The organism is Kribbella sp. NPDC054772, assembly GCF_053611945.1.
In genome coordinates, this window is sequence record NZ_JBSHBJ010000003.1 from 163,882 (window position 1) to 189,631 (window position 25,750).

19 protein-coding genes are annotated in these 25,750 nt (G+C 68.0%); 12 read left to right on the top strand and 7 right to left on the bottom strand.

All coding sequences use genetic code 11. The features are described 5' to 3' along the window. Nucleotides 1–78 precede the first annotated feature (78 nt). On the bottom strand, nucleotides 79–3,840 hold the full coding sequence (locus ACWGID_RS06280) for an endo-alpha-N-acetylgalactosaminidase family protein (RefSeq protein ID WP_452194992.1): 3,762 nt from the start codon (nucleotides 3,838–3,840) through the stop codon (nucleotides 79–81). 212 nt (nucleotides 3,841–4,052) lie between these two features. Between ACWGID_RS06280 and ACWGID_RS06285 the strand changes: the two genes are divergently transcribed. The 3 genes from ACWGID_RS06285 to ACWGID_RS06295 are packed head-to-tail and all read left to right on the top strand — an operon-like array spanning nucleotide 4,053 to nucleotide 8,248. Next, nucleotides 4,053–4,226, top strand: a complete 174-nt coding sequence (locus ACWGID_RS06285; protein ID WP_452194994.1) for a hypothetical protein — start codon at nucleotides 4,053–4,055, stop codon at nucleotides 4,224–4,226. A gap of 21 nt (nucleotides 4,227–4,247) precedes the next feature. Then, nucleotides 4,248–6,968, top strand: coding sequence for a lantibiotic dehydratase (locus ACWGID_RS06290; RefSeq protein ID WP_452194996.1), 2,721 nt, complete (start codon nucleotides 4,248–4,250; stop codon nucleotides 6,966–6,968). Next, the gene (locus ACWGID_RS06295) at nucleotides 6,965–8,248 is read left to right on the top strand and encodes a lanthionine synthetase C family protein (protein ID WP_452194997.1); all 1,284 of its coding nucleotides are present in this window, start codon (nucleotides 6,965–6,967) and stop codon (nucleotides 8,246–8,248) included. The genes ACWGID_RS06290 and ACWGID_RS06295 overlap by 4 nt, the downstream gene beginning before the upstream one ends. Here ACWGID_RS06295 and fahA read toward each other — a convergent pair. Both fahA and ACWGID_RS06305 read right to left on the bottom strand, forming a co-directional pair. Then, nucleotides 8,241–9,446 (bottom strand): fumarylacetoacetase, encoded by a 1,206-nt coding sequence (gene fahA, locus ACWGID_RS06300; protein ID WP_452194999.1) that lies wholly within the window; start codon nucleotides 9,444–9,446, stop codon nucleotides 8,241–8,243. The two genes, ACWGID_RS06295 and fahA, sit on opposite strands and share 8 nt — an antisense overlap. Then, complete coding sequence (locus ACWGID_RS06305) at nucleotides 9,447–10,298, bottom strand: hypothetical protein (RefSeq protein ID WP_452195001.1); 852 nt, start codon at nucleotides 10,296–10,298, stop codon at nucleotides 9,447–9,449. A 97-nt stretch (nucleotides 10,299–10,395) separates the two neighbouring features. Between ACWGID_RS06305 and ACWGID_RS06310 the strand changes: the two genes are divergently transcribed. Both ACWGID_RS06310 and ACWGID_RS06315 read left to right on the top strand, forming a co-directional pair. Next, entirely contained in the window at nucleotides 10,396–11,589 is a 1,194-nt protein-coding gene (locus tag ACWGID_RS06310; RefSeq protein WP_452195003.1) for a homogentisate 1,2-dioxygenase domain-containing protein, read from the top strand. 43 nt (nucleotides 11,590–11,632) lie between these two features. Further along, complete coding sequence (locus ACWGID_RS06315) at nucleotides 11,633–12,418, top strand: hypothetical protein (RefSeq protein ID WP_452195005.1); 786 nt, start codon at nucleotides 11,633–11,635, stop codon at nucleotides 12,416–12,418. Nucleotides 12,419–12,427: 9 nt separating this feature from the next. Here the strand turns inward: ACWGID_RS06315 and ACWGID_RS06320 are convergent, their stop codons facing one another. Next, nucleotides 12,428–13,216 (bottom strand): polysaccharide deacetylase family protein, encoded by a 789-nt coding sequence (locus tag ACWGID_RS06320; protein WP_452195007.1) that lies wholly within the window; start codon nucleotides 13,214–13,216, stop codon nucleotides 12,428–12,430. A gap of 140 nt (nucleotides 13,217–13,356) precedes the next feature. Between ACWGID_RS06320 and ACWGID_RS06325 the strand changes: the two genes are divergently transcribed. Further along, a complete protein-coding gene (locus tag ACWGID_RS06325; RefSeq protein ID WP_452195009.1) occupies nucleotides 13,357–15,180 on the top strand; it encodes a bifunctional metallophosphatase/5'-nucleotidase in 1,824 nt (607 codons plus the stop codon). A 104-nt stretch (nucleotides 15,181–15,284) separates the two neighbouring features. Here ACWGID_RS06325 and ACWGID_RS06330 read toward each other — a convergent pair whose 3' ends face one another. Then, nucleotides 15,285–16,082 (bottom strand): RraA family protein, encoded by a 798-nt coding sequence (locus ACWGID_RS06330; protein ID WP_452195010.1) that lies wholly within the window; start codon nucleotides 16,080–16,082, stop codon nucleotides 15,285–15,287. A gap of 147 nt (nucleotides 16,083–16,229) precedes the next feature. Between ACWGID_RS06330 and ACWGID_RS06335 the strand changes: the two genes are divergently transcribed. The 4 genes from ACWGID_RS06335 to ACWGID_RS06350 are packed head-to-tail and all read left to right on the top strand — an operon-like array spanning nucleotide 16,230 to nucleotide 21,222. Then, nucleotides 16,230–18,113, top strand: a complete 1,884-nt coding sequence (locus ACWGID_RS06335; protein ID WP_452195012.1) for a right-handed parallel beta-helix repeat-containing protein — start codon at nucleotides 16,230–16,232, stop codon at nucleotides 18,111–18,113. Between the two features lie 53 nt (nucleotides 18,114–18,166). Continuing rightward, the gene (locus ACWGID_RS06340) at nucleotides 18,167–19,420 is read left to right on the top strand and encodes an ABC transporter substrate-binding protein (protein ID WP_452195013.1); all 1,254 of its coding nucleotides are present in this window, start codon (nucleotides 18,167–18,169) and stop codon (nucleotides 19,418–19,420) included. After that, nucleotides 19,399–20,316 carry a carbohydrate ABC transporter permease gene (locus tag ACWGID_RS06345; protein WP_452195014.1) on the top strand — a complete coding sequence of 306 codons (918 nt, stop codon included), beginning with the start codon at nucleotides 19,399–19,401 and terminating at the stop codon, nucleotides 20,314–20,316. The genes ACWGID_RS06340 and ACWGID_RS06345 overlap by 22 nt, the downstream gene beginning before the upstream one ends. A gap of 9 nt (nucleotides 20,317–20,325) precedes the next feature. Continuing rightward, complete coding sequence (locus ACWGID_RS06350) at nucleotides 20,326–21,222, top strand: carbohydrate ABC transporter permease (RefSeq protein WP_452195016.1); 897 nt, start codon at nucleotides 20,326–20,328, stop codon at nucleotides 21,220–21,222. 33 nt (nucleotides 21,223–21,255) lie between these two features. Here ACWGID_RS06350 and ACWGID_RS06355 read toward each other — a convergent pair whose 3' ends face one another. Then, nucleotides 21,256–21,975, bottom strand: coding sequence for a GntR family transcriptional regulator (locus ACWGID_RS06355; RefSeq protein WP_452195018.1), 720 nt, complete (start codon nucleotides 21,973–21,975; stop codon nucleotides 21,256–21,258). Between the two features lie 58 nt (nucleotides 21,976–22,033). Next, complete coding sequence (locus tag ACWGID_RS06360) at nucleotides 22,034–22,885, bottom strand: amidohydrolase family protein (protein WP_452195020.1); 852 nt, start codon at nucleotides 22,883–22,885, stop codon at nucleotides 22,034–22,036. 89 nt (nucleotides 22,886–22,974) lie between these two features. Between ACWGID_RS06360 and ACWGID_RS06365 the strand changes: the two genes are divergently transcribed. Both ACWGID_RS06365 and ACWGID_RS06370 read left to right on the top strand, forming a co-directional pair. Beyond that, nucleotides 22,975–24,843, top strand: a complete 1,869-nt coding sequence (locus ACWGID_RS06365; protein ID WP_452195021.1) for a hypothetical protein — start codon at nucleotides 22,975–22,977, stop codon at nucleotides 24,841–24,843. Next, nucleotides 24,843–25,727, top strand: coding sequence for an aldo/keto reductase (locus tag ACWGID_RS06370; protein WP_452195022.1), 885 nt, complete (start codon nucleotides 24,843–24,845; stop codon nucleotides 25,725–25,727). Before ACWGID_RS06365 ends, ACWGID_RS06370 begins: the two co-directional genes overlap by 1 nt. The last annotated feature ends 23 nt before the right edge of the window (nucleotides 25,728–25,750 follow it).

The window sequence follows — 25,750 nt, forward strand, 5'->3', positions numbered from 1 at the left end:
GGGTGTGGGTAATTTTGTGGGGGGATTTCACTTGAATATAAAGTTTAACCGCCCCCCAGTTGGTGTTTCAGGTCCCTGCTAGTGGGTTCCGTAGACGTTGAACTCGGCGGCCGACCCGAAGACCGCCCCGTTGAGCGAACTCGTCCCGACGAACTTCACGTAGCGCCCGGGCTTCGCGGTGAAGTCGACCCGCTGTACGGCGGTGGAGTTCGGGAACTGTCCGGTCGCGACCGGCGTACCCCAGTCCTGACCGTCCGCGCTGACGTAGATCTCGTACCCCTTGAACATCCCGTTCGTACCACTCTGCCGCGGCAGGTAGCTGAACCCGTTCACCTGGTACGACGACCCGAGGTCAAGCGTCATGTAGTGCGGGAAACCGGCCGGCGTACTGACCTCGGACCAGGCGGAATGCCAGATAGTACTGGGGTTTCCGTCGAGCGCCGAGGTCGCGGCTCCGCCGGTGCCGACATCCTCACTGTCCACGGCCGTCACCTTGATGCGCGACTGCGGCACGATGCCCGGCGGTAGCACCGTGGCCTCGCCCGTGATCGTCGCCTGACCACCCGTTGCCGTCAGCACGTACTTTCCTTCCGGCGTTCCGGCCGGGGGAGTCACGTCCCAGGTGGTCTTCGCGGTCGCACCGGCGGCAACCGTGGCGTGCGTCGCCGGAGTCGTTGCCGTCACGGTCCAACCATCCGGGGCGGCGAGACCGAGCGTGATGTTGTTCGCGGCAACCACGTCGTTGTTGGTGAACATGGTCGTCACGGTGTTCGCCTCACCCGAGACGAGACCGGTCAGGCCGGTGACCGCGACCGACGTGCAGTCGGCCGGCTCCGACGTCGTACCGAGATCGGTGACGGCGAAGTTGTCCATGACGAAGTCGGACTGGTCGCCGCCGTCGGTGAGTTTGCGCAGTCCGACCCAGTAGTCGCCACCGCAGCCGGCCACGAACTCCTGGTTGTACGTCGCCTTGCTCCGCTGCTCGCCGATCGGAGTGGCCTTCACCTCGACCGAATCAGGCCGGTCGACTCCCTGGACCCAGGCGTACTGCCCGGCGCGACCACTCTCGTAGTCGAAGCTGACCTTGTACTTGTGGCCCGGCTGGAAGTTCACCGTCCACGGCGCGGTCCGGTAGACCAGACCCTCGTTCTCCTCATGCGACTTCAACGACCAGTCGCCGTCCAGCACGTCGTCGACCAGCTTCCCGTTCCACCCGGCCTGGGTGTACGGCGCGTGTTTGCGAGCGAGCACGGTTCTCGGGTCTGTCACTCCACCGGCGTCACCCTTCACGAACGGTCCCCAGCCCTGGTCGACGTTCTCGAAGTCGTCGACGAGTCCCGCCGCTGGCCGCTTGGTCTCCACCACACGAACGTCGTCCAACCGAACTCGCGCCGTACCTGCGGCTGCTCCGATGGTCAGGTCGGCGCCGGTTCCCTTGGCCTGGAAGACGACGCGGGCGCGCTGGTAGTAAGCGTCGTGTTTGTCGTCGGCGGCAACCATGTTCTGCGCGGTCGATCTGGTCACCACGTTCTTCACGCCGTCGACCGTGATCGTCGTCGGACGCGACTTGCCGGGCTCGACCTCCACCCATGCCGACGCGCTGTAGATCCGACCGCTGGTCAGCCCGGTGATGCGCTGGCTCAGGGACGACGCCTTCGTGCCGAGCTCAGCCACGTGCTGGCCGTTCTCGAGCGTCGCGCTGGTCGCGCCACCGTTCGCGTTCCAGGCCTCGAGGTTGCCGGCGTTGAAGCCGGGGTCCTTGAGGTGCGAGCTCTCGCCCCAGTTCGCGGGCTGCTGCTGCGGAGCGACGACCGGGTAGAGCACGTACGGCTGGCCCTTGACCGCGTCGACGGTGATCGTGCCGCCCTTGACCGGGACGCTGGTCACCTTGACGCGGCCGGTGTCGGTGAGCTTGTAGACCGAGAAGGTGCGCGCGCCGGCGAAGGCCGCAGGGACCTGCCAGGTGGTGCTGCCGCCGGCCGGGTTGTAGTGGTACAGCTTCTTGTTGTTGTCCCACGGGAGCAGGTACTTGTCGCCGTCGAGCACCTTCGCGTTCCCGACGTACACGGTGCGCCTGCCGTTCTCGACGGCGCCGCGGACACCGCCGGTGAACGAGATGTCATTGGTGTTCCAGTCCACGATCTTCTGCTGCTGCAGGAACTTCGCGGGCAGGTTGCGCTGCCAGATGTTGGCGTAGAACGCGTTCCAGTCGGTCTCGCCGGTCCAGCCCTCGAACTCGACGATCGCGGACTGGCCGAGGATCGGGTCGTTGTTCCAGACATCCTTCTCGTGGTTGCGGACGAACCGGATGATCTTGGAGTTCAGGCCCTTGTTGGTCGCGCCACCGTAGTCGAGGTCGTTGGCCCAGTGCGACCACAGCGAGGTGCGCTCGTGCCGGTCCGCCCACTCGGTGGCGATCTGCCAGCCCTGCGCGCCGAGCTGCCGGGTGAGTCCGTCGGCGAGCCAGCCGGACTGGTAGTACACGTCGATGTACAGCTCCTGCAGGTTCTTGTCGGTCTCGTCGCGGAGCTGCTGGAACCGCTTCACGATGTTGCCGGAGGCAAGATCAGGGCGCTGCTTGATGTAGTAGCTCTGGTTCAGCCAGTTCCAGCCCTTGGCGTTCTTGTCGACCAGGTCCTCGCTGAACGCGTTCGCCTCGGGGTAGGACTCGGTCGCGTTCACGTGCACACCGAACGCGGCGTTCCAGGACTTGCCCTGCTTCAGCAACGTGTTCAGGTCGGTGAGACCGCCGGCGCGGGTGTTGTAGTTGCCGCCGTAATCCGGGTGGGCGGAGTCGTGGCCCTCGGAGCCGTACCCCTTGAGGATCGCCATCTGGCCGAGACCGTCGGTGGACAGCGAGATCCGCTTCACGTCGTCGAGCGTGCGCAGGAACGGGTGCGTGGCCTGACTGGCGAAGTTGAACGGGATGTGGGTGACCACCCGGTCCTTGACCTGATCGCCACCGTTCGGCTCGGTCATGATCGAACGGAACGCGACCGCGCCGTCCTCCCAGTCGACGGTGTTGTCGTTGTTCGCGTCCGGCGTGACGACGACCTTCGCCCAGGGGAGCGGCTCGGTGTACGGCGAGGTGTCGGCGCGGTACGTCCACTGCCCGCTCCACACGCCGACCCGCGTGCTGCCGTCCGCCGCCTTGCGCGCGCGGTGCCAGAACCGCGCGCCGTCGTCGACCGACGGACCGGACGGCTTGTCGTACGTCGAGTTCGACTCGATCCCCGCGGCCAGCCCACTGGTGTTGACGAACGCGTACGCCGCTCCGGTCGCGGTCGTCTCGGCCGGAGTACTCGCGGTGACCGGCGTGATCTTGTCCGCCGTCCGCGTCGAGTCCGGATCGAGGGTCGTGAAGGCCGTCGTCGCGCCGGCGTCCGTGCTCGCCACCGACACCAGGTCGTGGTTCGGGATGTCGATCGTGTGCACCCGACTCGCGTCGGTGTCCCGCACCGCGTCGATCGCGAACGTCGTCACCCGGCCCGCCACGTTCAGGCTCGCGTCCAGCTCGACGCCGGGCAGCGCGTCGAAGGCGAGCGTGTACGACGCCTTGCCGGCGGCGATCGTGGCGGGTTCGGTGAGGTGCGCGACCCGCGCCACACCGTCGATCGTCACCGTCGAGATCGCGTCCGGCTGGCCACCGAGAGCCCGGCCGGAAGCGTTGTCGACGTACCTGATCACCCGGGGGAAGTCCGCCCCGACAGTGACCGTCAAATCCGCGGACCGCAGCGTCAGGTCGCCGGCGGAGCTCTGAGCGTGCGCACCTGAGGGCACGATCAACACACCGGCAGCCAGCGCTACAGCGAGTACTCCAGACCCCACTGAACGTTTCATGGCGAGAAAGTTCGCACGTAAGCGCGAAGCCGTCAAGAGAAACGAACACTAATGAACAAATCAGCGCAAGATGCCCAAAGATTCAGCTCTGCTCCGAGGTGGAAAAAGACGTGCAAAGTCAACGGTTGAAACCGTTGAAAACCTTCCACTTCACATGATTGATTGCCCTAGGTAGTCGATCGACTACCCATATCGAAGGAAGGGTCATCACCATGAGCCTCACCGCATTCGAGCTGGACCTCGATGTCATCCCCGCGTCCGACCCGGCCCTGGGCCGGCCGGCGCGTCCCGAGGACGCCCGGGACGTCGACGAGCGGAGCGGCCTGACGCCGACCACGGTGAACACGTACGCGGTCGGCATCGCCGCCTGCGTCCCGTGCTGCTGACGCCGGTCTGATCGGCGCACCGTGACACCACCGGACGAGTTCCGGCCGGGCGCCTTCGCGGTGCTGCGGCTGGCAGCCTCACCCGCTGCCGCCGCAGCACCCACCCGAGCCGCCCTCGACGATCTCAACGCCTACCTGTGTGAGGTGCTGAAGGACTCGGAGCTCCTGGAGGCCATCGACCTCTCGAGCCCGTCCCTCGCCGCATCACTCCGCCGCGTCCTGTCCGGTGAGGAACTGGACCGGGCCAAGCTCGAACGCGGAGCCCTCGCCACGTCCCGCTACCTCCTCCGCATGACCGGCCGCCCGACGCCGTTCGGTCTGCTGGCCGGCGTCGCGCCGGTGGCCTTCGACAACTCCACCAAGATCCGTATCGGCACCGCCCACACGCGGCACGTCCTGCCGGACGCAGGCTGGCTGCACGCTGAGCGCCAACGGCAACAACCCGCGCGCGTCGTCGCCAACAACCTGGCGGGGGTCCGCGGCGATCGCCTTGTCCTCCCGTACCTTCGCAAGCTGACCGAGCAAACCCCCGGCCGCGAGCTGACCCTCGCAAACTCCGAAGCCGTCCAGTTCATCCGGGAAGCGGCCCACCACCCGATCGAGTACGCCGTCCTGCGGGCGCGACTGGTCGACGCGACACCCGACGCCACTGCCGATGACGCAGACCGCTTGCTCGGCCAACTGCTGTCCCGCGAGATTCTGCTCGGCGAGTATGCCGACGTCTCATCAGCTGATGAGGTGCAGGTCGATCTTCGGATGGATGCCGATGTCCTGTTGCCGCAGGCGGTTGCGGAGGAGGCGGCTCGCGCGGCCTCGCTCTTGTGGCGCTTGTCGCCGCCCGGTGACGGGCTACCCGCGCTCGCGAGTTACCACCGCGCCTTCCTCGACCGGTATGGGACCGATCGGGTGGTGCCTGTTCTCGAGTTGATGGATCCGCATGTCGGGCTTGGTCCGCCGGCGGGGTACCAGATCCCGATTGGCGAACGCGGCCGCGAGGAGTTGCCGAGCAACACCTATCCGGCGGCTCGCGACCAGGCCCTCGCCGCCGCGCTGGGAGCCGATGCGCTGACCGGAGCCGATGAGCTGGTCCTGGACGACGAGTTGATCAGCCGGCTGGTGGCCGACTCGGATGATCAGCCGCCGGACTCGCTCGACCTCTGTGCGCAGCTGTTGGCCGACTCTCCCGAGGCTCTGGACCGCGGCGAGTTCTTGCTGGCCGCAACCAGTGGATCGATTGCCGCGGGAGCGATGATCGGGCGGTTCGCGTCGATGCTCGATCTCGAGGACCGATTGGGCGAGTTGCTCGACGTACCTGGGCCGTTGCCGGTGCAGCTGGAGTTCGCGCCGTACGAGCCGCGGTTCGGGAATGTGCTGCGGGAGCCGCGGGTGGTGCCGCACTCGTTGGCGGTCGGGACGTTCGCGGATCCGGATGATCCGGGGACCGTGGATGTCCGTGACGTGTGCGTCGGCAGTACCGGCGAGCGGCTGTACGTGTTCTCGGCGAAGCTCGGGCGTCAGCTCGCCGTCATCCGGCCGAACATGCTGAACGTCGTCACCGGCGCTCCCAACGTGGCGCGTTTCCTAGCCGCGATCGGTCTGGCCGGCCGTCGGTTCTGGACGCCCTGGCAGTGGGGCCGCCTCGAAGTACTACCTCGGCTGCCTCGGGTCAGGTATGGCCGCAGTATCCTCGCGCCCGCCTTGTGGCGAACGGATCCAGACCTGTCGACGGCGGCTGATTGGGACCAGGCTCTCGACAGCTGGCGCGAGCGTCTCGCGGTACCGGATGTGGTGCGGGTCGGTATGTTCGACCATCACCTCGACCTGGATCTGCGCGCCCCGCTGCACCGCCGCCTGCTCCGCGACCAGTTGCGCAAGGAGCCGTCGTCGGTGGTGAGCGAACCGCTGACCGGGTACGGCGTCACCGCGGGTCACGCCAACGAACTCGTCGTACCGCTGCTGTCCGTCGCCGAACGGCCGGAGGTCGCCGCCAACCCGTCGTGGAGTACGGCGACCCAGCGCCCGCCGCGGCACCTGCCTGGCGGCGAGTGGCTGTCCGCGAAGATCTACCTCGCTGCGGACCTGCAGGACGCACTGCTCGCCGGACCCGTCCGCCAACTCGTCGAACGCATGGGAGCCGAGCGCTGGTTCTTCCTGCGCTACCGCGACCCCGACGCGCATCTCCGGATCCGCTTCCACCACGGCGATCCCGCGATCCTCAACGCCTGGGCGACGGACCTGATCGACGCCGGCCGGATCCGCACCGTCGTACTGGACGAGTACGAGCCGGAGGTCGCGCGCTACAGCGGCCCCGAGGTGATGGCCGCGGCCGAAGACGTGTTCTGCGCCGACAGCCAGGCTGTCCTGGAGCAGTTGAGAATGCGCATGACCATCCCGAGGGAGTCACTCACGGCCCTCAATCAGCTGGACATCCTCGACAGCTTCGGCGATCTCGAACAATGGTTCGTCGACACCTACTCGATCGATCTCTCCAACGCCGTTCCGGCCGCCGACCGCAAGGCCTTCAATCAACTCTTGGAAAGCTTTGAGCCACTCGATTGCTGGCGGCAACGACGTGCGGCGATCGCGCGCTACGCCGGTGTCGGGATGCCCGCCGTGATGAGCGTTCTGCACCTGCACAGCAATCGGCTGCTCGGGACCGACCGGGCACTCGAGCGGCGCGCGTACGGCGTACTCCGGACAGCGTTGAAACAGCGGATCGACCGACGGAGGCACGGCCGATGAGGGAGCAAGCGGCGAAGCTGATCGACGAACTCGCGGACCGCCTGCGAGACCCCGAATCGGTGATCGAAGCAACGATCGCGAACGGTGCGGTGATCGATATCGCCGACCTTCGCTGCCCGCCCTGGGACCCATCCACGCTCTCCCGCGGACCGGCCGCACTGGCGATTCTCTTCACCGAGCTCGGCGAGCGCGACGTCGCGCACGAGTACCTGACCAGAACCGTCGCGTCCTCGGCGTCCGCACCGGTCGCCGGCGCTCTCGAAGGCCTGGGCGCGCTGGCGACGGCCACTCGGATCGCTGCCCGCGAACCTGGCGACTACGCAGGCATCCTGACGCGACTCGACGACCGAATGAGCGAGCATGCGCGCTGGCTGGTCAGGGTCCACGACGCGACGCGGCGGGCCGGCGTGCCGACCTGCGCCGGTGTCGTCGACGTGGTGAGCGGGCTGAGCGGTGTCGGGCGGTACCTGCTCTCGCGCGAGCGGTACGACGTACTCGCGGAGGTACTGACGTGTCTGGCGTCGCTGCGTGAGCCGCTGCTCGTGGACGGGATCGAGGTGCCGGGGTGGTGGTTCGACGGGACCGAGAAGACGATGGTCGGGCCGGGATTCGAGCGCGGACAGGCGAACTTCGGCCTGGCGCATGGGATCCCCGGCCCGCTGGCGTTACTGTCGCTCGCGTGGACGGCCGGGACCCGCATCGACGGTCAGCGCGAGGCGATCGCCCGTATGGCCGAGTGGTTGCTCGAACACCGTGAGACAGATGCCTACGGCAAGTACTGGACCGGTTTCGTGCCGCTGGATCTGTATGCGAACAGGGCGGATCGGCCGCCGCCGCAGCCGGCGCGTGCCTCGTGGTGTTACGGCGCACCCGGCATCGCGCGAGCGCTGCACTTCGCTGCGGAGGCGTTGGACCGCCCGGAGTGGACAGAGGCAGGACTCGATGCGTTTCGCTCGTTATTGGCGCGGCCGGTCGACGACTGGGGCATCAGTGACGACGCGTTCTGTCACGGCTGGGCGGGAATGCTCTATCTTTGCGTGCTGTTCGATCGGCAGCATCCCGGTCAGGAGTTCGGGGCGGCGGCCGATCAGCTGGCCGAGCGCTTGATCGAGCGCTTCGATCCGGCGCTCCCGTTCGGGTATCGCTACTACCAGCCCGCCGCTGATCTGCACCTCCACCTCCCGGGCCTGATGGAAGGGGCCGCCGGGATCGCGCTCGCCTTGAGCGCGTACACCCGGCCGCCCACCACCGGCTGGGACTCGGCCCTGCTGCTCAGCTGACGGCCGGCCCGATCTTGCCGGTCACCTCACCGAGCCCGAGGCGAGACCCGTCGGCGGCCGTCGCCCACGCCGCGATCGTGACCTCGTCGCCGTCCTCGAGGAAGGTGTGCTCCTTGCCGTCGACAATCAGTGGCTCGCGGCCGCCCCAGCTGAGCTCGATGAACGAACCACGCTGGTTCTTCCCGGCGCCGCTGACCGTTCCGGACGCGTACAGGTCCCCGGTGCGGACACTGGCGCCGTTGACAGTCATGTGTGCGAGCATCTGCGCGGGAGACCAATAGAGGTCCTTGTACGGCGGTGTGCTGACCAGGTGACCGTTGAGGAAGACCTCGAACGTGATGTCGTAGTTCACGAGGCGGTCGCCGGACAGGTACGGGAGGACAGGCGGGTCCTGCGCCGGCAGCGGTACGGCGGAGGCCGACAGCGCGTCGAGGGATACGACCCACGGGGAGATCGACGTCGCGAACGACTTGCCGAGGAACGGGCCGAGCGGGACGTACTCCCAGGCCTGCAGGTCGCGTGCGGACCAGTCGTTGACGATCACGACGCCGTACACGTGGTCCTCGAAGTCGTCGACGGACACCGGCTTGCCGAGCGGGGACGGCGTACCGACGACGTACCCGAGCTCGACCTCGATGTCGAGGCGCTGGGACGGGCCGAACGTCGGGGCGGGCGCGTCCGGGGCCTTGCGCTGGCCGGACGGGCGGACGATGTCGGTGCCGCTGGCAACGATGGTGCCGGCCCGGCCATGGTAGCCGACCGGGAGGTGTTTCCAGTTCGGCAGCAGCGGTTCGGAGTCCGGGCGGAACAGCCGGCCGAGGTTCGACGCGTGCTCTTCGGAGGCGTAGAAGTCGACGTAGTCGGCGACCTCGAACGGGAGCTGCATGGTGACCGCGGACTGCGGGATCAGGTGCGGCTCGACGGCGTCCCGGTCGTTCTCGTTCCGGACCAGGTCGAGCAGCCAGTTCCGGGTCGCGCGCCAGGCCGGACGGCCGAGCGCGAGGAACGCGTTCAGCGTCGGTTCGGCGAACAGTTGCGCGCCGTCCAGCATCTGCGCCGACGCGACCGGCGCGAGGTCGATGACCTGGTCACCGATCGCGGCACCGACCCGCGGCTCCTCGTCACCGTGCTTGAAGACGCCGAGCGGCAGGTTGTCCGGCCCGAACGGCGAGCCTGCCGGGATGTCGATCCAGGTCATTCAGTCCTCCAGCAACCGCAGGTTCGTCAGGTCCGCACGCGGCTCGTCGATACTGCACGACCCGAACGACGTGAACCAGCGGCGCGTGCTCGCCGCCTGGTCGTCGGACAGCGCCCGGGCGCGCTCGGCGAGCGTCTCGCCGTCGCGCTCGCCAAGCAGCGCCGCCAGTTCGTCCTGGTTCGCACCGTCGAGTGAGGCTCGGGTGGCCAGCAGGACGTTGAGGAAGCCGTGGTGCTCGAACCCGGTGTCCGCGGCCGTGTGCCGGACCGCGTTGTGCAGGCCGGCCGTGCACTTGAACGCGACCTCCCGATCGAGGCACGCGGTGATGAACGCGGCGACCTGGTGCTCGGTCGGGAACAGCGCCGCGTCGAGCCCGCCGGTGCGGAGCTTCGCGGCGTACCCGGCGTCCGCGACCACGTCGAGGGCACGCTCCCAGCCGCCGTCCAGCCCGACCTCGACGTACGCCGACTCCTCGTCCATGCAGTCGTCGCACGCGCGGACCACGCGCAGCGCGTTCCGGGACAGATCGTCCTCGTCCCGCAGCCGGACCTCGACCGCCGTCACCTCGACGTCCTTCGACCGGTCGCCCCAGCGGACCGTGGGCTCAATCCCGCCGGCGCCGCCGGAGATCACCACGGACACCCGGAGCGGGGCCGCTCCGGAGCGGGCGGCCTCGGCGGCGACCTTCATCAGGTCGTCGTCGGTGCAGACGAACGGGCCGACCAACTCGGCGTACGGCGACTGCAGGTGGGCGTGGTGCGCGGCGACCGCGTCGGGGAGCGGCAGGTTGCCCGGCGGGAACATCGACGCGTCGTCGACCAGGTGCCGGTACAGGACGGGGACGGTTGACATGACCCTGAGCCTAACGGATGCTTTCGTTAAGCGGACGCGTGCGTCCGAATATCGTACGCCGTGAAGAATTGATTCGGCAGGGAGCAGGGGTACAGCGATGGCGTTCTACCGGCAGGTCGGGGAAGTTCCGCCGAAGCGGCACACGCAGTTCCGGAAACCGGACGGCGGGCTGTACTACGAGGAGCTGATGGGGGAGGAGGGCTTCTCGTCGGACTCGTCGCTGCTGTACCACGCCGGCGTACCGTCCGCGATCGTCGACTCCCAGGTGTGGGACCTGCCGGATCTCGCCACCGTCGCCAACCACCCGCTCACCCCGCGGCACCTGAAACTGCACGACCTGTTCACCGACACCTCCAAGACGAACGCCGTCGAGGACCGCCGCCTGGTGCTCGGCAACGGTGACGTCCGGATCTCGTACGCCGTCGCGGAGCAACCGTCGCCGTACTACCGCAATGGCATCGGCGACGAGTGCGTGTACGTCGAGAAGGGCTCGGCGACCGTCGAGACCGTGTTCGGCGTACTGAACGCGGTCCAGGGCGACTACGTGATCATCCCGCGCGCGACCACGCACCGGTGGATCCCGGGGCCGGACGGCGTGCACGCGTACTGCATCGAGGGCAACTCGCACATCGCGCCGCCGAAGCGCTACCTGTCCCGGTACGGGCAGTTCCTCGAGCACTCGCCGTACTGCGAGCGCGATCTGCACGCGGCGGGCGAGCCGCTCGTCGAGGAAGGGACCGACGTCGAGGTACTGGTGAAGCACCGGGGGAACGGGGCCGGCGGGATCGTCGGGACGCGGATGACGTACGCGACGCATCCGTTCGACGTGGTCGGGTGGGACGGGTGCCTGTACCCGTACACGTTCAACGTGAGCGACTTCGAGCCGATCACCGGGCGGGTGCACCAGCCGCCGCCCGTGCACCAGGTGTTCGAGGGCTACAACTTCGTGGTCTGCAACTTCGTGCCGCGGAAGGTCGACTACCACCCGCTGTCCGTGCCGGTGCCGTACTACCACTCGAACGTCGACTCCGACGAGGTGATGTTCTACTGCGGCGGCGACTACGAGGCGCGGAAGGGCTCCGGGATCGGGCTCGGGTCGATCTCGCTGCACCCCGGCGGGTACGCGCACGGACCGCAGCCGTCGGCGATCGAGGCGTCGCTCGGCGCGGAACGGTTCGAGGAGCTGGCCGTGATGGTCGACACGTTCCGCCCGCTCGAACTGGGTGAGGCCGGCCAGGCCGTCGACGACGGCGTCTACGCCTGGACCTGGGCGGGGCGCCGCAAGAACTGAGCGTGCGGGCGTGTCCCCGGCCCGGGTGTGGGATTCTTTCCCCGTGAGTGCGGACGGGGACACATCGCAACAGGTTGTCGAGCAGGATATTGAGCAGGATGTCGAGAACGATGTTGAGCAGGATTCACCGCAGCTGACGTCAGAGGAGCCGCCCGAGGCGGCCGGACCGCCGGAGGTGCAGGTGGAGGTGGAGGTGCCGCCCGGACAGGCGCGTGACCCGGGCCTGCCGTTCGTGGTCGGGATCGACCGGAACGCGGTGGTGCATCGCCGCGCGGTCGTGCGCACCGTGGAGCGCCGCGGTGCCTGGGCGACGCTGGTGATCGCGGTGATCGGGATCGCCGCCGCCCTCTACGCGCTGGTCGCGTTCCGGGGCGCGGGGATGTGGCCGTTCGCGGTGCTGCTGATCCTGGCCATGGTCCCGCTCGCGCTGAGCACCGTGATGGTGTTCCGCATCCAGGCCGAGCGGCAGGAGTGGTACGCCGCCAACGAGCTCCCGCCCGTGGCGATGCGGATCTCCGCGAAAGGGCTCGAGCTCGCGTGCGACGGAGCGGCGTACCCGGTTGTCCTGCCGTGGGCGTCGGTGCGCGGCTTCCGCCAGCAGAAACTCCTCGGCCAGTACGTGCTCGACCTGTCGCTGGCCCGCGGCGTGAGCGCGACCACCGCCGGCGTCCGCGGCCTCGACCAGCCGTCCGTCCGCACGGTCGTCAAGCCGAACCCGCTGCTGCGCCCGATCGGCCTGTTCCTCGTCACCGCGCTCGACCAGCCGGTGCACATCATCGACGAAGCCATGCGGCACTTCTCCCAAGGTGCCGCCGGCATCGAACGCTGAGCCTGCCGGTCAGCAGGGGAGGGCTCGGAAGGTGTAGCCGAGTTTGGTGAGTTTGGTCAGGGCCTGATCGAGAGCGGCGACGGTCTGGGACCGGTTGCCGCCGCCGTCATGCATCAGGATGATCGCGCCGGGCCGCGCGCCGGCCATGATCGCGTGTTCGATGTGCGCGGTGCCGGGCTTCTCCCAGTCCTCGGTGTCGACGTCCCAGAGCACCTGCCGCTGGTGGTACGCCGCCGCGATCGCCTGGATCTTGGCGTTCGTCGCACCGGTCGGCGGGCGCAGGCACTTCGACTTCACGCCGGTGCTGATCTCCTGCCGGATCTTCGCCTCCGGCAGCAGCGTCAGCGTCTTGTGGTCGAACGTGTGGTTCCCGACGTGGTGACCGGCGGCCCGCTCGGCCGCGACCAGTTCGGGGTACTGCGCGACCTGGATCCCGAGCACGAAGAACGTGGCCTGCGCGTGGTGTTTGCGCAGTACCTGCAGGACCTTCGGCGTCCACTCGTGCTGCGGGCCGTCGTCGAAGGTCAGGTACAGGACCTTGCCGTGCGCGGCCAGGTTCCAGTCGTCAGCGAGTGGCTTCGGAGCCGGCGGTTTGGCGGCCGGGGGTTTGTGGGGCGTGGTCGGCTCGCCCCGCTTGGAGGTGACCGGAACGCTCAGCAGCCCGTGGCTGGGCGTCTGGGCGACCGGCGCGGCGGCGGACGTGACCGACGGCGCGGAGGGCGTGGCGATTTGGGCGAGGACGGCACCGCAGAGCAGGGCGGCGACCAACGGCAGAACTTTGCCGGGCGGCTTGGTCATGAGGGGCATCTTCTCTTGCGACCCGGGCCATCTGTCCACCGGGTGGGGGTGTGTCGCCCGTATCGTGGGCTCGCGTGCCGGAGATCCCGGCGAACGGACCAGTGAGGCGGCCGATGACGGACAGCGGTGAGCGTACGACGATGACCAGACGAACCCTGATCGGTGGCGCGACCGCCCTGGCCGCGGCCGGGTTCCAGGCCGTTCCGGCGTACGCCGGAAGCGGACCAGGCGGATCCGGAAAGACCGTCCGGCTGACCGTGATGGGGACCACGGACCTGCACGGCAACGTCTTCAACTGGGACTACTTCAAGAACACCGAGTACGACGACTCCGCGCACAACGACATCGGTCTGGCCAAGGTCTCCACCCTGGTGACCGCGGTCCGCGACCGGATCGCGCAGGACCGGCAGGCGCCGCACCCGTTGCTGCTGGACGCCGGCGACACCATCCAGGGCACCCCGCTGGCGTACTACTTCGCCAAGATCGAGCCCATCACCGGTGGCCACACGCACCCGATGGCGGCCGCGATGAACCGGATCGGGTACGACGCCGCCGCGCTCGGCAACCACGAGTTCAACTACGGCCTCGACATCCTCCGCAAGTTCCAGCGGCAGCTGCAGTTCCCGCTGCTCGGTGCGAACGCGCAGGACTCCACCACGGGTCTGCCCGCGTTCCCGCCGTACGTGCTGAAGCGGGTCCAGGTACCGGGCGAGAAGCCGATCACGGTCGGCATCCTCGGCCTGACCAACCCGGGCATCGCGATCTGGGACAAGGCGAACGTCGAGAACAAGCTCACGTTCGGCGGCATCGTCGAGCAGGCCCAGGTGTGGGTGCCGCGGGTCCGCAAGGCCGGCGCCGACCTCGTGATCGTCTCCGTGCACTCGGGGATGGACCTGTCCTCGTCGTACGGCGACGCGCTGCCGTTCCCGGAGAACGCGGCGGTCCTGATGGCCGAGACGGTCCCCGGCATCGACGCCGTACTCGTCGGGCACGCGCACCAGGAGATCCCCGAGCGGCTGGCGACGAACAAGACCAGCGGCGAGCAGGTGGTGCTGAGCGAGCCGCTGAAGTGGGGCATGCGGCTGTCGCTGTTCGATCTGGACCTGCAGAAGGTCCGCGGGCAGTGGAAGGTGGTCGGCCGGCACAGCCAGGTGCTGAACGCGAACACCGTCGCCGCCGACCCTCGTGTGGTGGCCCTGCTGCAGAAGGACCACGACAAGGTCGTCGAGTACGTGAACTCGAAGATCGGCACCTGCACCGAGGCGATGTCCGCGGCCACCGCGCCATGGGAGGACACCGCCGCGCTGGACTTCGTGAACTTCATCCAGGCCGACGCGGTCTCGAAGGCACTCGCCGGTACGCCGCAGGCAACGCTACCGGTGCTCGCAATCGCGGCGCCGTTCAACCGGGACGCGTCGATCCCGGCCGGCGACGTGTCGGTCCGCGACGTGGCGGGGCTGTACGTCTTCGACAACACGCTGCTCGCGGTGACGATGACGGGTGCTCAGGTGAAGGAGTACCTCGAGTTCTCCGCGCAGTACTTCAAGCAGGTCACCGGCACGGGCCCGTTCCCGTCGGACCAGGTCACCAACGCGCCGACCCCGACCGCGCCGCCCGGTACGCCGGACTACAACTACGACATCCTCGGCGGGTTGACGAAGCCGCTCACCTACAAGATCGACATCGCGAAGGCCGTCGGCTCCCGCATCACGGACCTCGCCTACGACGGCGCACCGGTGGCCGCCGACCAGCAGTTCGTGGTCGCGGTCAACAACTACCGCCAGTCCGGCGGCGGCAACTTCCCGCACGTCAAGACCGCACCGGTCGTCTACAACCGCCAGGTCGAGATCCGCCAACTGATGATCGACTACGTCACCACCACCGGCACCGTAGACCCCAAAACCTTCCACAGCACCGACTGGTCCCTGGTCTCCAACGGATCCACCATCACCATCACCAGCTGACGGCAGCTCGACAGGAGGTGTCCGGCGGGTGCAGGCCGTTTTACGCTCAGCGGCCTGACCCGCCGGGCGCTACCGGCCGACACGTCCTGTCGAGCTGCAGAAACCTACTGACCCTGAGCGGCTAGGTACTCCTCCAGGCCGGGGCCGTTGAGGGGGTAGTAGTCGGAGAGCCGGCCGCCTTCGTCGAGGCGGCGGCGGGCGAATTCTTCGCGGCCTTGGAGTTCGAGGGAGTCGGCCGACAGGGAGACGGCGACTTTCTGCGGTACGGCGACCGCGCCGTCCTCGTCGGCCACGATGATGTCGCCTGGGGTCACCAGTGTCCCGCCGACGCCGACCGGCACGTTGAACGCGGCCGGGAACAGCTCGGTCTGCGACGCGTAGTGCGGTGTCACGCCGGTGCACCACACCGGCACCCCGAGCGCGCGGATCCGGGCCGCGTCGCGGACCCGCCCGTCGACCACGATGCCCGCGCCGCCCCGGAGCTTGAAGTACCGGACCAGCATGTCGCCGAGGCACCCGGTGAACTGGCTCGCGTACGCCGACACCACCAGCACGTCACCCGGCTGAATCGACTCCAGCACGCCCCACAGCGCCGTCTTGCGCTCGGCGTACTCCTGGTCGGCGCTGGTGAAGATGTCCTCGCGCTGCGGCAGGAACTGCAGCGTGACCGCACCGCCGAACACCTTCACGTCGGGTGTCCGGTGCAGCGGCACCGGGCCGTTGATGAAGGTCCGGGTGATGCCCTGCTGGTGCAGCTTGGCGCAGGCAGTCGCCGCGCTCACGTCGGTCAACGCGCCGAGCATCTCGGCGGTCGGCCGGGAGAACGTCGCCGTCTGCACGGGGGACAGCTGTGCGTCGTAGGTCTCCGGATGCGCCGCCGCGCGATCACCGTTCAGGTCCATGTGCTGCCTTTCGCTGCGCCGATGACTTTATCGCCTATCGATGATAGATGTAACTGCCGGGACAGGTTCGCTGTCAACTGGATCTTGACTCCGGACCGCTTCTCCATAAGATCATCTATCGATAGGCGATCATAGGAGGTGAGGCAGATGGCAGCACGGCACTGGTGTGTGGCAGTCGCGGTAGGCCTGCTCGCGTCCGCGGTCGTCGCTCCGGCGCAGGCGGCCGGGCCGACCACCTACTACGTCGCGCCCTCGGGCGACGACTCGGCAGCCGGTACGTCGGCGGCGCCTTTCCAGCACATCCAGCGGTGCGCGACGGTGATGGTTGCCGGCGACGCCTGCGAGATCAGGTCCGGCACGTACCGCGAGACCGTCGTACCAGCGGCTTCCGGTACGTCGTCTGCGCCGATCACGTACCAGGCCGCGGCCGGCGCGACGGTCCGGGTCGACGGCACCGAGCCGGTCACCGGGTTCGCCAAGGTGACCGCGGCGGACCTCGCGACCCTCGAGGCGTCCGACTCCTACCTGGCCGGCTCGGACTTCGCGACCGCCGTCGGCCAGGGCCAGATCTACCGGGCGAGCGTGACGCTCGGCGCCGACGCGCAGATCTTCGTCGACGACCAGATGTACATCCAGGCGCAGTGGCCGTACCCCGGTCTCGACCTGATGAACCCGACCATCGAGCGCAGCCAGACCGGTACCACCAACACCACGATCGTGGACGCGAACCAGACCAGGCCGGCCGGTTACTGGAACGGCGCGACCGTCCTGATGAGCTACTGGTACGCCTCCCAGACCGGCACGGTCGCGAGCTCGTCACCCGGCTCCATCACCCTCGCCGCGGCGGCCGGTTGCGCGGGCATCAACGCCGGTGACACCCGCTACGCACTCTCGGGCAAACTCGGCGAACTCGCGCACCCCGGCGAATGGTTCTACAACGCCGGCACCCTCTACCTGTACGGCGATCCCGCGGGCCACGCCGTACGGGCGAAGTCCCGCGATCTCGCCTTCGACCTGACGTCGGCCAGCTACACGACGGTCCGGAACCTCGACCTCTTCGGCGCCACGCTCAAGACCTCGGGAACCGGCAACGTGTTCGACGGTCTCGACGCCCGCTACCTGACGCACTACACCCAGCTCACCGCGCCCGGCACCAGCTGCAACGTCTCGGTCGGCGCGAGCACCGGCCTCCAGCTCCGCGGCTCGAACAACGTCCTGCAGAACAGCACGATCGCCTACAGCGCGGGATCCGGCGTACTGCTCGCCGGGACCGGTAATCGGGTCGACAACAACAAGATCAGCACCGTCGACTACATGGGCACGTACGCGTCCGGCATCGCCGTCACTGGCAGCGGGGCGACCGTGACCCGCAACACCGTTACAGACGTCGGTCGAGCGGACGTGTCAGTTGTCTGGGGCAACGGATTCAGTCCGTCGACGATCTCGTACAACGACCTGTCCGGTTACGACCACCTGAGCACCGACGGCGCCGCGATCTACCTGTGCTGCGGTTCCGACATGGCCGGTACGACGGTGCACCACAACTGGCTGCACGACGCGGCCAACCTGCCCGGGATCAACGCGTTCGCGGAGGCCGGAGCGTACGCCGACAACGGGCAGAGCAACCTGGTTTTCCACAACAACGTCGGCTGGGGCAACCTGCACGGCACGGTCATGCTGCACGGCCTGAACGGCGCCAGCCCGAACAACCTCGTCTACAACAACGACGGCGGGGTCTACCTGCTCGGCATCACAAGTGCTTCCGGCACCCAGATCGTCAACAACCTCGGCGATGTGTCCAACCCACCAGCAGCCGGCTCCGGGATCACCCTCTCGAACAACCTGCCAGCCAGTACCGATCCGCAGTACGTCGCGCCGGCGAGCAACGACTACCGCCTGCAGGCGACGTCACCCGCGCGGAACGCGGCGACGCCGATCGCCGGCGTCACGGACGGATCAACCGACCCGGTGCCGAGCCTCGGCGCCTACCAGTACGGGGGAACGTTCTGGATTCCGGGGGCCACGTGGTGACCAGCTCACGACTGTGGCCCTTGACAACGACTAAGCACTGGAGTGTGAACGACATGAGACAACTGTGGCGTCGTGCCTCAATCGCCGCGGTTGCGGCGACGGCATTGATCGGACTGGCGGCCTGTGGCGGCGGCGAGTCCGGGTCGTCGGGCCAGTCCGGGCCGACCACGCTGCGGGTGATCGTCAACATCACCCCGAACCTCACCGAGGCGTACTGGACCGAGCTGTTCGGCAAGTACGAGCAGGCGCATCCGGACGTCAAGGTGAAGCTGGAGCTGACCGGCACGATCTCGGCGAGCGCCAAGCTGACGCAGGACCTGGCCGCCGGCGACCCGCCGGACATCGCGCAGCAGATCACGCCGACCAAGGACAACGTCAGCCTGCTGGCCGACCTGACCGACGAGGCGTGGGTCAAGGACACTCCGCTGAGCGAGCAGTACGCGATCGACGGCAAGCGGTACGTCGTCGGTGTCGGGGAGCAGATCCAGTCGCTCGTCTTCTACAACAAGGCCGCCTTCACCAAGGCCGGTCTCGACCCGGCGACCATCAAGACGATGGATGACTTCGGTGCCGCGATGGCGAAGCTGAAGGCGGCCGGCTTCACCCCGCTGCAGACCTCCGGCCAGTGGGTCCCGGGGGCGCAGTTCTCGATGATGGCCGACGCCGGCGTGCTGACCGCCGACCCGGACTGGACCGTGAAGCGCAACGACAAGCAGACCACCTTCAAGGACAGCGGGTACCTGCCGTACCTGAAGGCGTACAAGTCCTGGATCGAAGCGGGGTACGTCGACAAGAGCGCGCTCGGTCTGACCTACGCCGACGGGCAGACCGCGTTCCTGAACGGGAAGTCCGCGATGTACATCATGGGCTCGTACTTCGTCCCGGCCGTCGACCAGGCGAAGAAGAGCGACCAGATCGGTGTCATCACGATGCCGACCGACGGCGCCTACCCGTCCGGCCAGTTCGGCAACATCGCGAGTCCGTACGTCGTCGTCAACAACTCCAAGCACAAGACGCAGGCGACCGAGTTCGTGAAGTGGCTGGTCACCGACAAGGCCGCGGTCGAGAGCCAGCTGGCCTCCGACGGCAACCTGCGCAAGGGCTTCACCTACAAGACGTCCAGCCTCGGCACCGGCGTCCAGAAGATCCTCGACAGCACGCCGTCGGTGCTGGTGAAGTCCGGCACGCACCAGCCGATCGAGGGGTTCTCGGGTGAGCTGAACACGCGGGTCCAGTCCCTGTTCACCGGTGCCTCGCCGGAGCAGGTCGCCGACGGTTTGGACAAGTGGTGGAACTCGCAGAGCTGACTCGTCGGCGGCACGTGCGTACCGCGAGGCTCCGGGAGACGGCGATCTCCGTGGGCCTCGCGGGCCCGGCCGTGCTGCTGTACACCGTGATGACCATCGTGCCGGTCGGCGTCGCCGTCTACCTGAGCCTGACGAACTGGAACGGCTTCTCCGACGCCGTGTTCATCGGGCTCGGCAACTACCGGCACCTGTTCGACGACCCGAACTCGACCCGGGCGTGGTACGTCACCGCGATCGTGGCCGTGGCCGGCTCGGTCCTGATGCTCGGCGGCGGCCTGTCGTACGCGCTGATCCTGAAGGAGAAGTCGCTCGTCAACTCGTTCTTCCGGGCGCTCGCCTACTACCCGCATGTGATCAGCGCGCTGATCCTGGGCTACCTGTGGGCGGCGATCCTGGGCACGAACGGCGCGATCAACAACACCCTGCAGAAGTTCGGCGTCGGCCCGGTCGGGTTCTTGTTCGAGGAGAAGCTGGCGCTGGTGACGCTGATCGCCGTGATCGCGTGGGCCGGCTTCGGGTTCAACGTCGTCCTGTTCGTGGCCGCGTTGCAGACGGTTCCGGCCGAGCTGCTCGAGGCGGCGCAGATCGACGGGGCGAGCGCCCGGCAGATCAACACCCAGGTGATCATCCCGATGATCGCCCCGGTGGTGACGGTCGCGACCGTACTGAACCTGATCGGGCTGATCCGCACCTACGACCTGGTCGTCAGTTTGACCGGTGGTGGACCGGCCGGCGCGACACAGACGTACGGGTACCTGATCCTGGCCAAGTCGTTCGAAGGAACGAAGGTCGGCTACGCCACCGCGCAGGCGGTGTTCCTGATGGTCGTGTCGGCCGCGCTGGCGCTGGTGGTGACCGCGTTGCGGAACCGGCAGGACCGAGCGGCGACAGGTTAGGAGGCGGAGATGGCACTCGATCTCGAGACGAAACCCTCGATCCAAGCGGTCCCACGGCCGGAGCCTCCACAGACGGCACGCCGCAAGCTCGTCGTCCGCCCGGTCATGCTCGGACTGTTGTTCGTGCTGATGACGATCCCGGTCTACCTGTTGCTGGTGAACAGCTTCAAGGACCAGGAGGACATCCTCAACGGAGCGTTCTCGATCCCGTTCGGGAAGCTCACACTGGAGCATCTGCAGGCGGCGATCAGGAGTCCGCAGTTCAACGTGATCCGCGGGTACGGGTTCACGCTGTTCCTGGTGGTGGCCGTGGACGTGCTGTGCATCCTGTTCGCCGGACCCGCGGCGTACGTGATCGCGCGGAGCATGAAACGCCGTACCCAGATGTTGATGCTGTACTTCCTGGCCGGGACCTTCATCCCGGGCGCGGCGCTGATCATCCCGGTGATCTATGTACTGCGCTCGCTCGGGCTGGCGAACACGGTCGCGGGACTGATCGCGCACGACGTGGCGTCGACGCTGCCGGTGAGCATCTTCTTGTTCGTCGGGTTCATCCGGACCATCCCGGTGGACATCGACCAGGCGGCGCAGATCGACGGCGCCGGCCGGTACCGGACGTTCTGGACGATCATCTTCCCGCTGATGCGGCCGGGCGTGGTGACGGTGCTGATTCTGAACTCGATCGGCATCTGGAACGACTTCGTCAGTCCACAGATCCTGCTCAGTCCGGGCTCCGGGCGGTACACGGTGACGACGGCGATCTATGCCGGGATCAGTCAGTACTCGACGGACATGACGAAGGTGTTCCCGAACCTGCTGCTGGCGATCGCGCCGGTGATCATCTTCTTCATCTACATGCAGCGGCACATCATCAGCGGACTGACCGTCGGCGCAGTGAAGGGTTGAGAGAGGAGGTGCTCCGCGGAGCACCTCCTCCTTTCACTTCTTGGTAGTGCGCTTCGCCTTCTTCTTGGCCATCCGGGCGTCCGGCACCGGGCCGCGACCGCCCGCGTGGTTGGCGAACGCGTCCGCGGCGGCGTCGGCGTCCGGCTCGCGGAGCAGCTGGACGAGGCGGCCGTGCTCGTCGGCCATCGCGTCCCAGTCGCCCTCGAACAGCGGGTCGCTGATCGCCCGCAGGGCCCGCAGGTTCGGCTCCAGGACCTCCCACATCCGGGTCAGGAACGGGTTGCCGGCCAGCTGGATCACCTGCGTGTGGAAGGCGATGTCGACGTCGCGGAACATGCTCAGGTCGCCGGACTTGGCGGCCTTGTGCAGCTGCTCGACGAGGTCGTCGAGCTCGCGGAGGTCCTGCTCGCTCATCCGGGTGGCGGCCAGTTGCGCGGCCAGTCGCTCGAGCGGCTCGCGGACCTGGCGCGCGTACTCGACGTCCTCCTGCGAGATCTCCACGACGAAGTTGCCGCGCCGTGGGATGTGCACCAGCAGACCCTCGCGGGCCAGCTGCTTGACCGCCTCGCGCACCGGAGCCTGGCTGACCCCGAGCTGGCGGGCGATCTCGGACTCGACGACGCGTTCGTTCGGCCCCAGGTCGCCGTCGACGATGGCCTGCCGGAGCAGCTCGTACGCGCGCTCCGAGATCAGTGTGGCGCGGAACTGGTCCTTGTTGCTCGCCAGCGTGGAGGCGAAGTCACCCTTAGCCATGAAAGCCCCGATTCGTGCGATGTCCCGAAAACCCTTGTCATCATACTTCTCTGATCGCCTAGCAGGTATCGATAACGTTCGTCCCCTCCAAGAGGTTCCCGGCCAGACGATAGGCGCGAACGGCGGTCCCGTGCAGGACCAAGGCCCGTTCGTCGGCCGTCAATCTCGCCAGCCCACTGCACGCGAGCTCCAGTGAGTCCGCCCGCGACCCTCGCGGCAAGCAGATCGGCCAATCCGATCCGACCAGGCACCGCTCCGGCCCCACCGCGTCCACCGCCCGCTCAACCAGCTTCGCAACCCGTTCAAGCGGTACGCCGTTCTGCTGCGTGAGCAACCCCGAGATCTTCAGCAACACGCCCGGCTCTCGCGCCGCCAACCGCAGTCCACGCTCCCACTCGGTGAGATCACCAGTGCGGAGATTCGGGGGATTGCCGAGATGATTCACGACGACGGTGAGTCCCGGATGCGCCTGCGCCAGCGCGGCGGCGGCGCCGAGCGCGTCGGTCAGCAGGTTCAGGTCGAGCGTGACGCCGAGCTCCGCGAGAACCGGCAACAGCCTGGTCTCGTGCGGTTCCGGCAGGCCTGGCCCGCCGAGGCGCATGCCGTTCGGTCCTGCCTCGGTCAGCAGTCGCGCGAAGGCCGACGGCGCGATTCCTTCGTAGACCTTGAGATTCCCGACGTAGCCGGCGACCAGGTCGGGGCGTGTGAGCCGCAGTTCGCGCAGGGCGAGGGTCTCGCCGCGGTCGCCGCGGGACGCCTCCACCAGGATCGATCCGGCCAGGTCCAGGCCGTCGCCGCTGCGGTCCAGATCGCTCACCGTGAAGGTCTTGTCGTGCGCGGATCCGGGCTTGATCCAGCCGAAGCCGTGGCCGCTGTGCCACAGGTGCGCGTGACAGTCGATCAGGCGCATCGTCGTACCCCTCTCGCGGTCTTGACACCGTCGCGTCGGATCAGGCTAAATCATCGGGTATCGATCAGCGATAAGGGGTGTGTTTCTTCATGCTCAGCACGGAAACCGTGCACGCGACCCGTCGGCTGACCGCGCCGCCGGCGTGGGCCACGCTGGAGCGGGAGCTGTTCGCCCAGCAGGACCGGGCCTGGCGGGTGTTCGCCGATCGGTACACCGAGGGCGACGGCCGGCTGGTGTTCCGGGACCGGCTCGGGGTCGGGCTCGACGGCCGCGACGGTGTCGACGACTTCTACGAGCCGTTCTTCAACTGGCCGACGCTGTACCTGCTCGGTGGCAGCGCCGACCTGCTCGACGCGTCCCTGCGGCACTGGCACGGCGTGACCAACCAGCTGTCCGAGATGGGCATGCTGGTCGACAGCTACGAGCGCGGCTACGACTGGTTCCACCAGGGCGAGAGCATGGTGCTGTTCTACGCGCTCTGCCTGGCGCGGCCGGACGACGCCGAGCTGCGGCGGCTGGCCGGTCAGTTCGCCGACCTGTACCTGCCGGGCGGTCCGAACTACGACGCCGAGCACCGCGTGATCCAGGCGCCGCACAACGGTGCCGCCGGACCGCGCTGGGGGTTCATCGACGGCGAGAAGTACTTCCCGTGGAGCCTCCCGCTGCGTCCGTACGGTCTGCCGCTCGACTGGATCGGTGTCTCGTCCTTCGACGAGCTCGTCGACGACCCGTCCAAGGCACGTGAGTACGGGCAGATCATGTGGGACCGGATGGGCCGCGGTGACACGCTCGCGAACCTCGCCGCGACCGGACTCGCCACGAACGCGTATCTCTTCCACGGCGACTCGTCGTACGCCGACTGGGTCACGGAGTACGTCGGCACCTGGCAGGACCGGCTCGCCGGGCGGGAGGTGATCCCTGACAACGCCGGCCTGAACGGTGTGGTGGGCGAGCACCTCGACGGGCGTTGGTACGGCGGCCACTACGGCTGGGCCTGGCCGCACGGGATCGAGTCCGTCGGCTCGTCGGCGGTCGTCGGCGCGGTCAACGCCACCCTGGTCTCCGGCGATCGCGGGTATCTCGAGCTCGCCCGGAACCCGCTCGACGCGGTGCTGAAGCAGGCGGAGTACCGGAAGCTCGCGGACATGGGGACGCTGACGAAGCGCTGGCTGCGGCATCTCGATCCGGAGCGGCCGACGCTGGCGGTTCCGCAGCGGTACAACGACTCCGGCTGGTTCGACTACAACGTGATGCCGACCCAGCTGCCGATCGCGCTCTGGCACTTCAGCCGGGACGCGGCCGACGCCGAGCGGATCGACCGGCTGCGCGAAGGATCCGACTGGGACTGGACCGCCGTCCACGACCAGCGGAACAAGGACGAGGGCGGTCATGAGGAGCCCTGGTACGAGTTCCTCGCCGCGCGCAACCCGGCCTTCCCCGAACGGATGCTGCGCTCCGCGCTCGAGATCTCCGCCGCCCGTCTGGACCTGATCGAGAACGACGGCATCGACCCGACGGTCGGCCCGGACGCCCTGGACATCCACCACTGGCAGAACGTGAACCCGGTCGTCACTGAGGCGCTCCTGCAACTCACCACCGGCTCACCCCAGGTTCTGTACAACGGTGGCCTCACGCAACTACATGTCCGGTACTTCGACGTTGCCAACCGTCGGCCGGGTCTGCCGGACGATGTCGCGGCGCTCGTCTCCGACATCCGTCCCGAGCACACCGTCGTCGAGCTCGTGAACCTCGGCACCGCGCCGCGCTCGGTACTCGTCCAGGCCGGGTCCTTCGGCGAACACGTCGTACAGACCGTTGCGGTGGACGATGCCACGCCGGTGCCCGTCGACGGACAGTACGTGCAGGTCGAGTTGCCGGCGTCGTCGGAAGTGCGGTTGACGCTCGCGATGACGCTGCATGCCCGGAAGCCGGTGAACCAGTCGCCATGGGAGGCGTGATGCTGCCCCGCCTGGGCATCGGTACGGCGCCCCTCGGCGGACTGTTCCGCGAGGTGGCCGAGGAGGACGCGGCCGCCACGGTGAAGGCCGCGGCCGAGGCCGGCGTCCGCTACTTCGACACCGCCCCGCGCTACGGTCACGGGCTCGCCGAGGAACGGCTCGGCCGGACCCTCGGAGTCGTCGAGGAGCCGGTCATCTCGACCAAGACCGGTTGGCTGCTCGAGCCCGAGGGTGGGGCCCGCGCCGACTTCAGTGACCGCGGGATCCGCGAGTCCTTCGAGTCCAGTCTCGCGCGGCTCAACCGGTCCTCGGTCGACATCCTCTACCTGCACGACCCGGACGAGTACCCCGACGAGATCCGTCGTACCGGCTATCGGGCCGTGCGGAAGTTGCGCGATGAGGGTCTTGTGCGCGCCATCGGCTTCGGGATGAACCACAGCGCGCCGCTCGCCGCGTACGTCGACGAGTTCGACGTCGATGTGGTCCTGATCGCGGGACGGTTCTCCCTGCTCGACCACGATGCGATGGGCACGTTGCTGCCGTTGTGCCAACGTCGCGGCACGTCGGTTGTCGTCGGGGGAGTGTTCAACACCGGCCTGCTCGCGGATCCCAACCCCGCCGCGATGTTCAACTACCGCCCGGTGGATCCGGACGCGCTCGCCCGCGCTCAGCGATGCGGCGAGCTCTGCGCGCAGTACGGCGTACCGCTGCCGGTCGCCGCCATTCAGTTCCCGTATCTCCATCCGGCGGTGACGTCTGTCGTCGTCGGCTGTCGCTCCGCGGACGAGGTGACCGCGAACGTCGCCGCTCTTGAGCGGCCCGTGCCGGCCGAGCTCTGGCAGCGGCTGGCGTCCGAGGGCTTCGTCCCACAGTCGTTGGTCTAGGGCTTCTCTCCCACTCCCGAGAA

Excerpts from the sequence above, each read along its gene's own strand:
- ACWGID_RS06280 (WP_452194992.1), bottom strand. The coding sequence starts at position 3,840 with ATGAAACGTTCAGTGGGGTCTGGAGTACTCGCTGTAGCGCTGGCTGCC.
- ACWGID_RS06285 (WP_452194994.1), top strand. The coding sequence starts at position 4,053 with ATGAGCCTCACCGCATTCGAGCTGGACCTCGATGTCATCCCCGCGTCC.
- ACWGID_RS06295 (WP_452194997.1), top strand. The coding sequence starts at position 6,965 with ATGAGGGAGCAAGCGGCGAAGCTGATCGACGAACTCGCGGACCGCCTG.
- fahA (WP_452194999.1), bottom strand. The coding sequence starts at position 9,446 with ATGACCTGGATCGACATCCCGGCAGGCTCGCCGTTCGGGCCGGACAAC.
- ACWGID_RS06305 (WP_452195001.1), bottom strand. The coding sequence starts at position 10,298 with ATGTCAACCGTCCCCGTCCTGTACCGGCACCTGGTCGACGACGCGTCG.
- ACWGID_RS06310 (WP_452195003.1), top strand. The coding sequence starts at position 10,396 with ATGGCGTTCTACCGGCAGGTCGGGGAAGTTCCGCCGAAGCGGCACACG.
- ACWGID_RS06320 (WP_452195007.1), bottom strand. The coding sequence starts at position 13,216 with ATGACCAAGCCGCCCGGCAAAGTTCTGCCGTTGGTCGCCGCCCTGCTC.
- ACWGID_RS06325 (WP_452195009.1), top strand. The coding sequence starts at position 13,357 with ATGACCAGACGAACCCTGATCGGTGGCGCGACCGCCCTGGCCGCGGCC.
- ACWGID_RS06330 (WP_452195010.1), bottom strand. The coding sequence starts at position 16,082 with ATGGACCTGAACGGTGATCGCGCGGCGGCGCATCCGGAGACCTACGAC.
- ACWGID_RS06335 (WP_452195012.1), top strand. The coding sequence starts at position 16,230 with ATGGCAGCACGGCACTGGTGTGTGGCAGTCGCGGTAGGCCTGCTCGCG.
- ACWGID_RS06340 (WP_452195013.1), top strand. The coding sequence starts at position 18,167 with ATGAGACAACTGTGGCGTCGTGCCTCAATCGCCGCGGTTGCGGCGACG.
- ACWGID_RS06350 (WP_452195016.1), top strand. The coding sequence starts at position 20,326 with ATGGCACTCGATCTCGAGACGAAACCCTCGATCCAAGCGGTCCCACGG.
- ACWGID_RS06355 (WP_452195018.1), bottom strand. The coding sequence starts at position 21,975 with ATGGCTAAGGGTGACTTCGCCTCCACGCTGGCGAGCAACAAGGACCAG.
- ACWGID_RS06360 (WP_452195020.1), bottom strand. The coding sequence starts at position 22,885 with ATGCGCCTGATCGACTGTCACGCGCACCTGTGGCACAGCGGCCACGGC.
- ACWGID_RS06365 (WP_452195021.1), top strand. The coding sequence starts at position 22,975 with ATGCTCAGCACGGAAACCGTGCACGCGACCCGTCGGCTGACCGCGCCG.
- ACWGID_RS06370 (WP_452195022.1), top strand. The coding sequence starts at position 24,843 with ATGCTGCCCCGCCTGGGCATCGGTACGGCGCCCCTCGGCGGACTGTTC.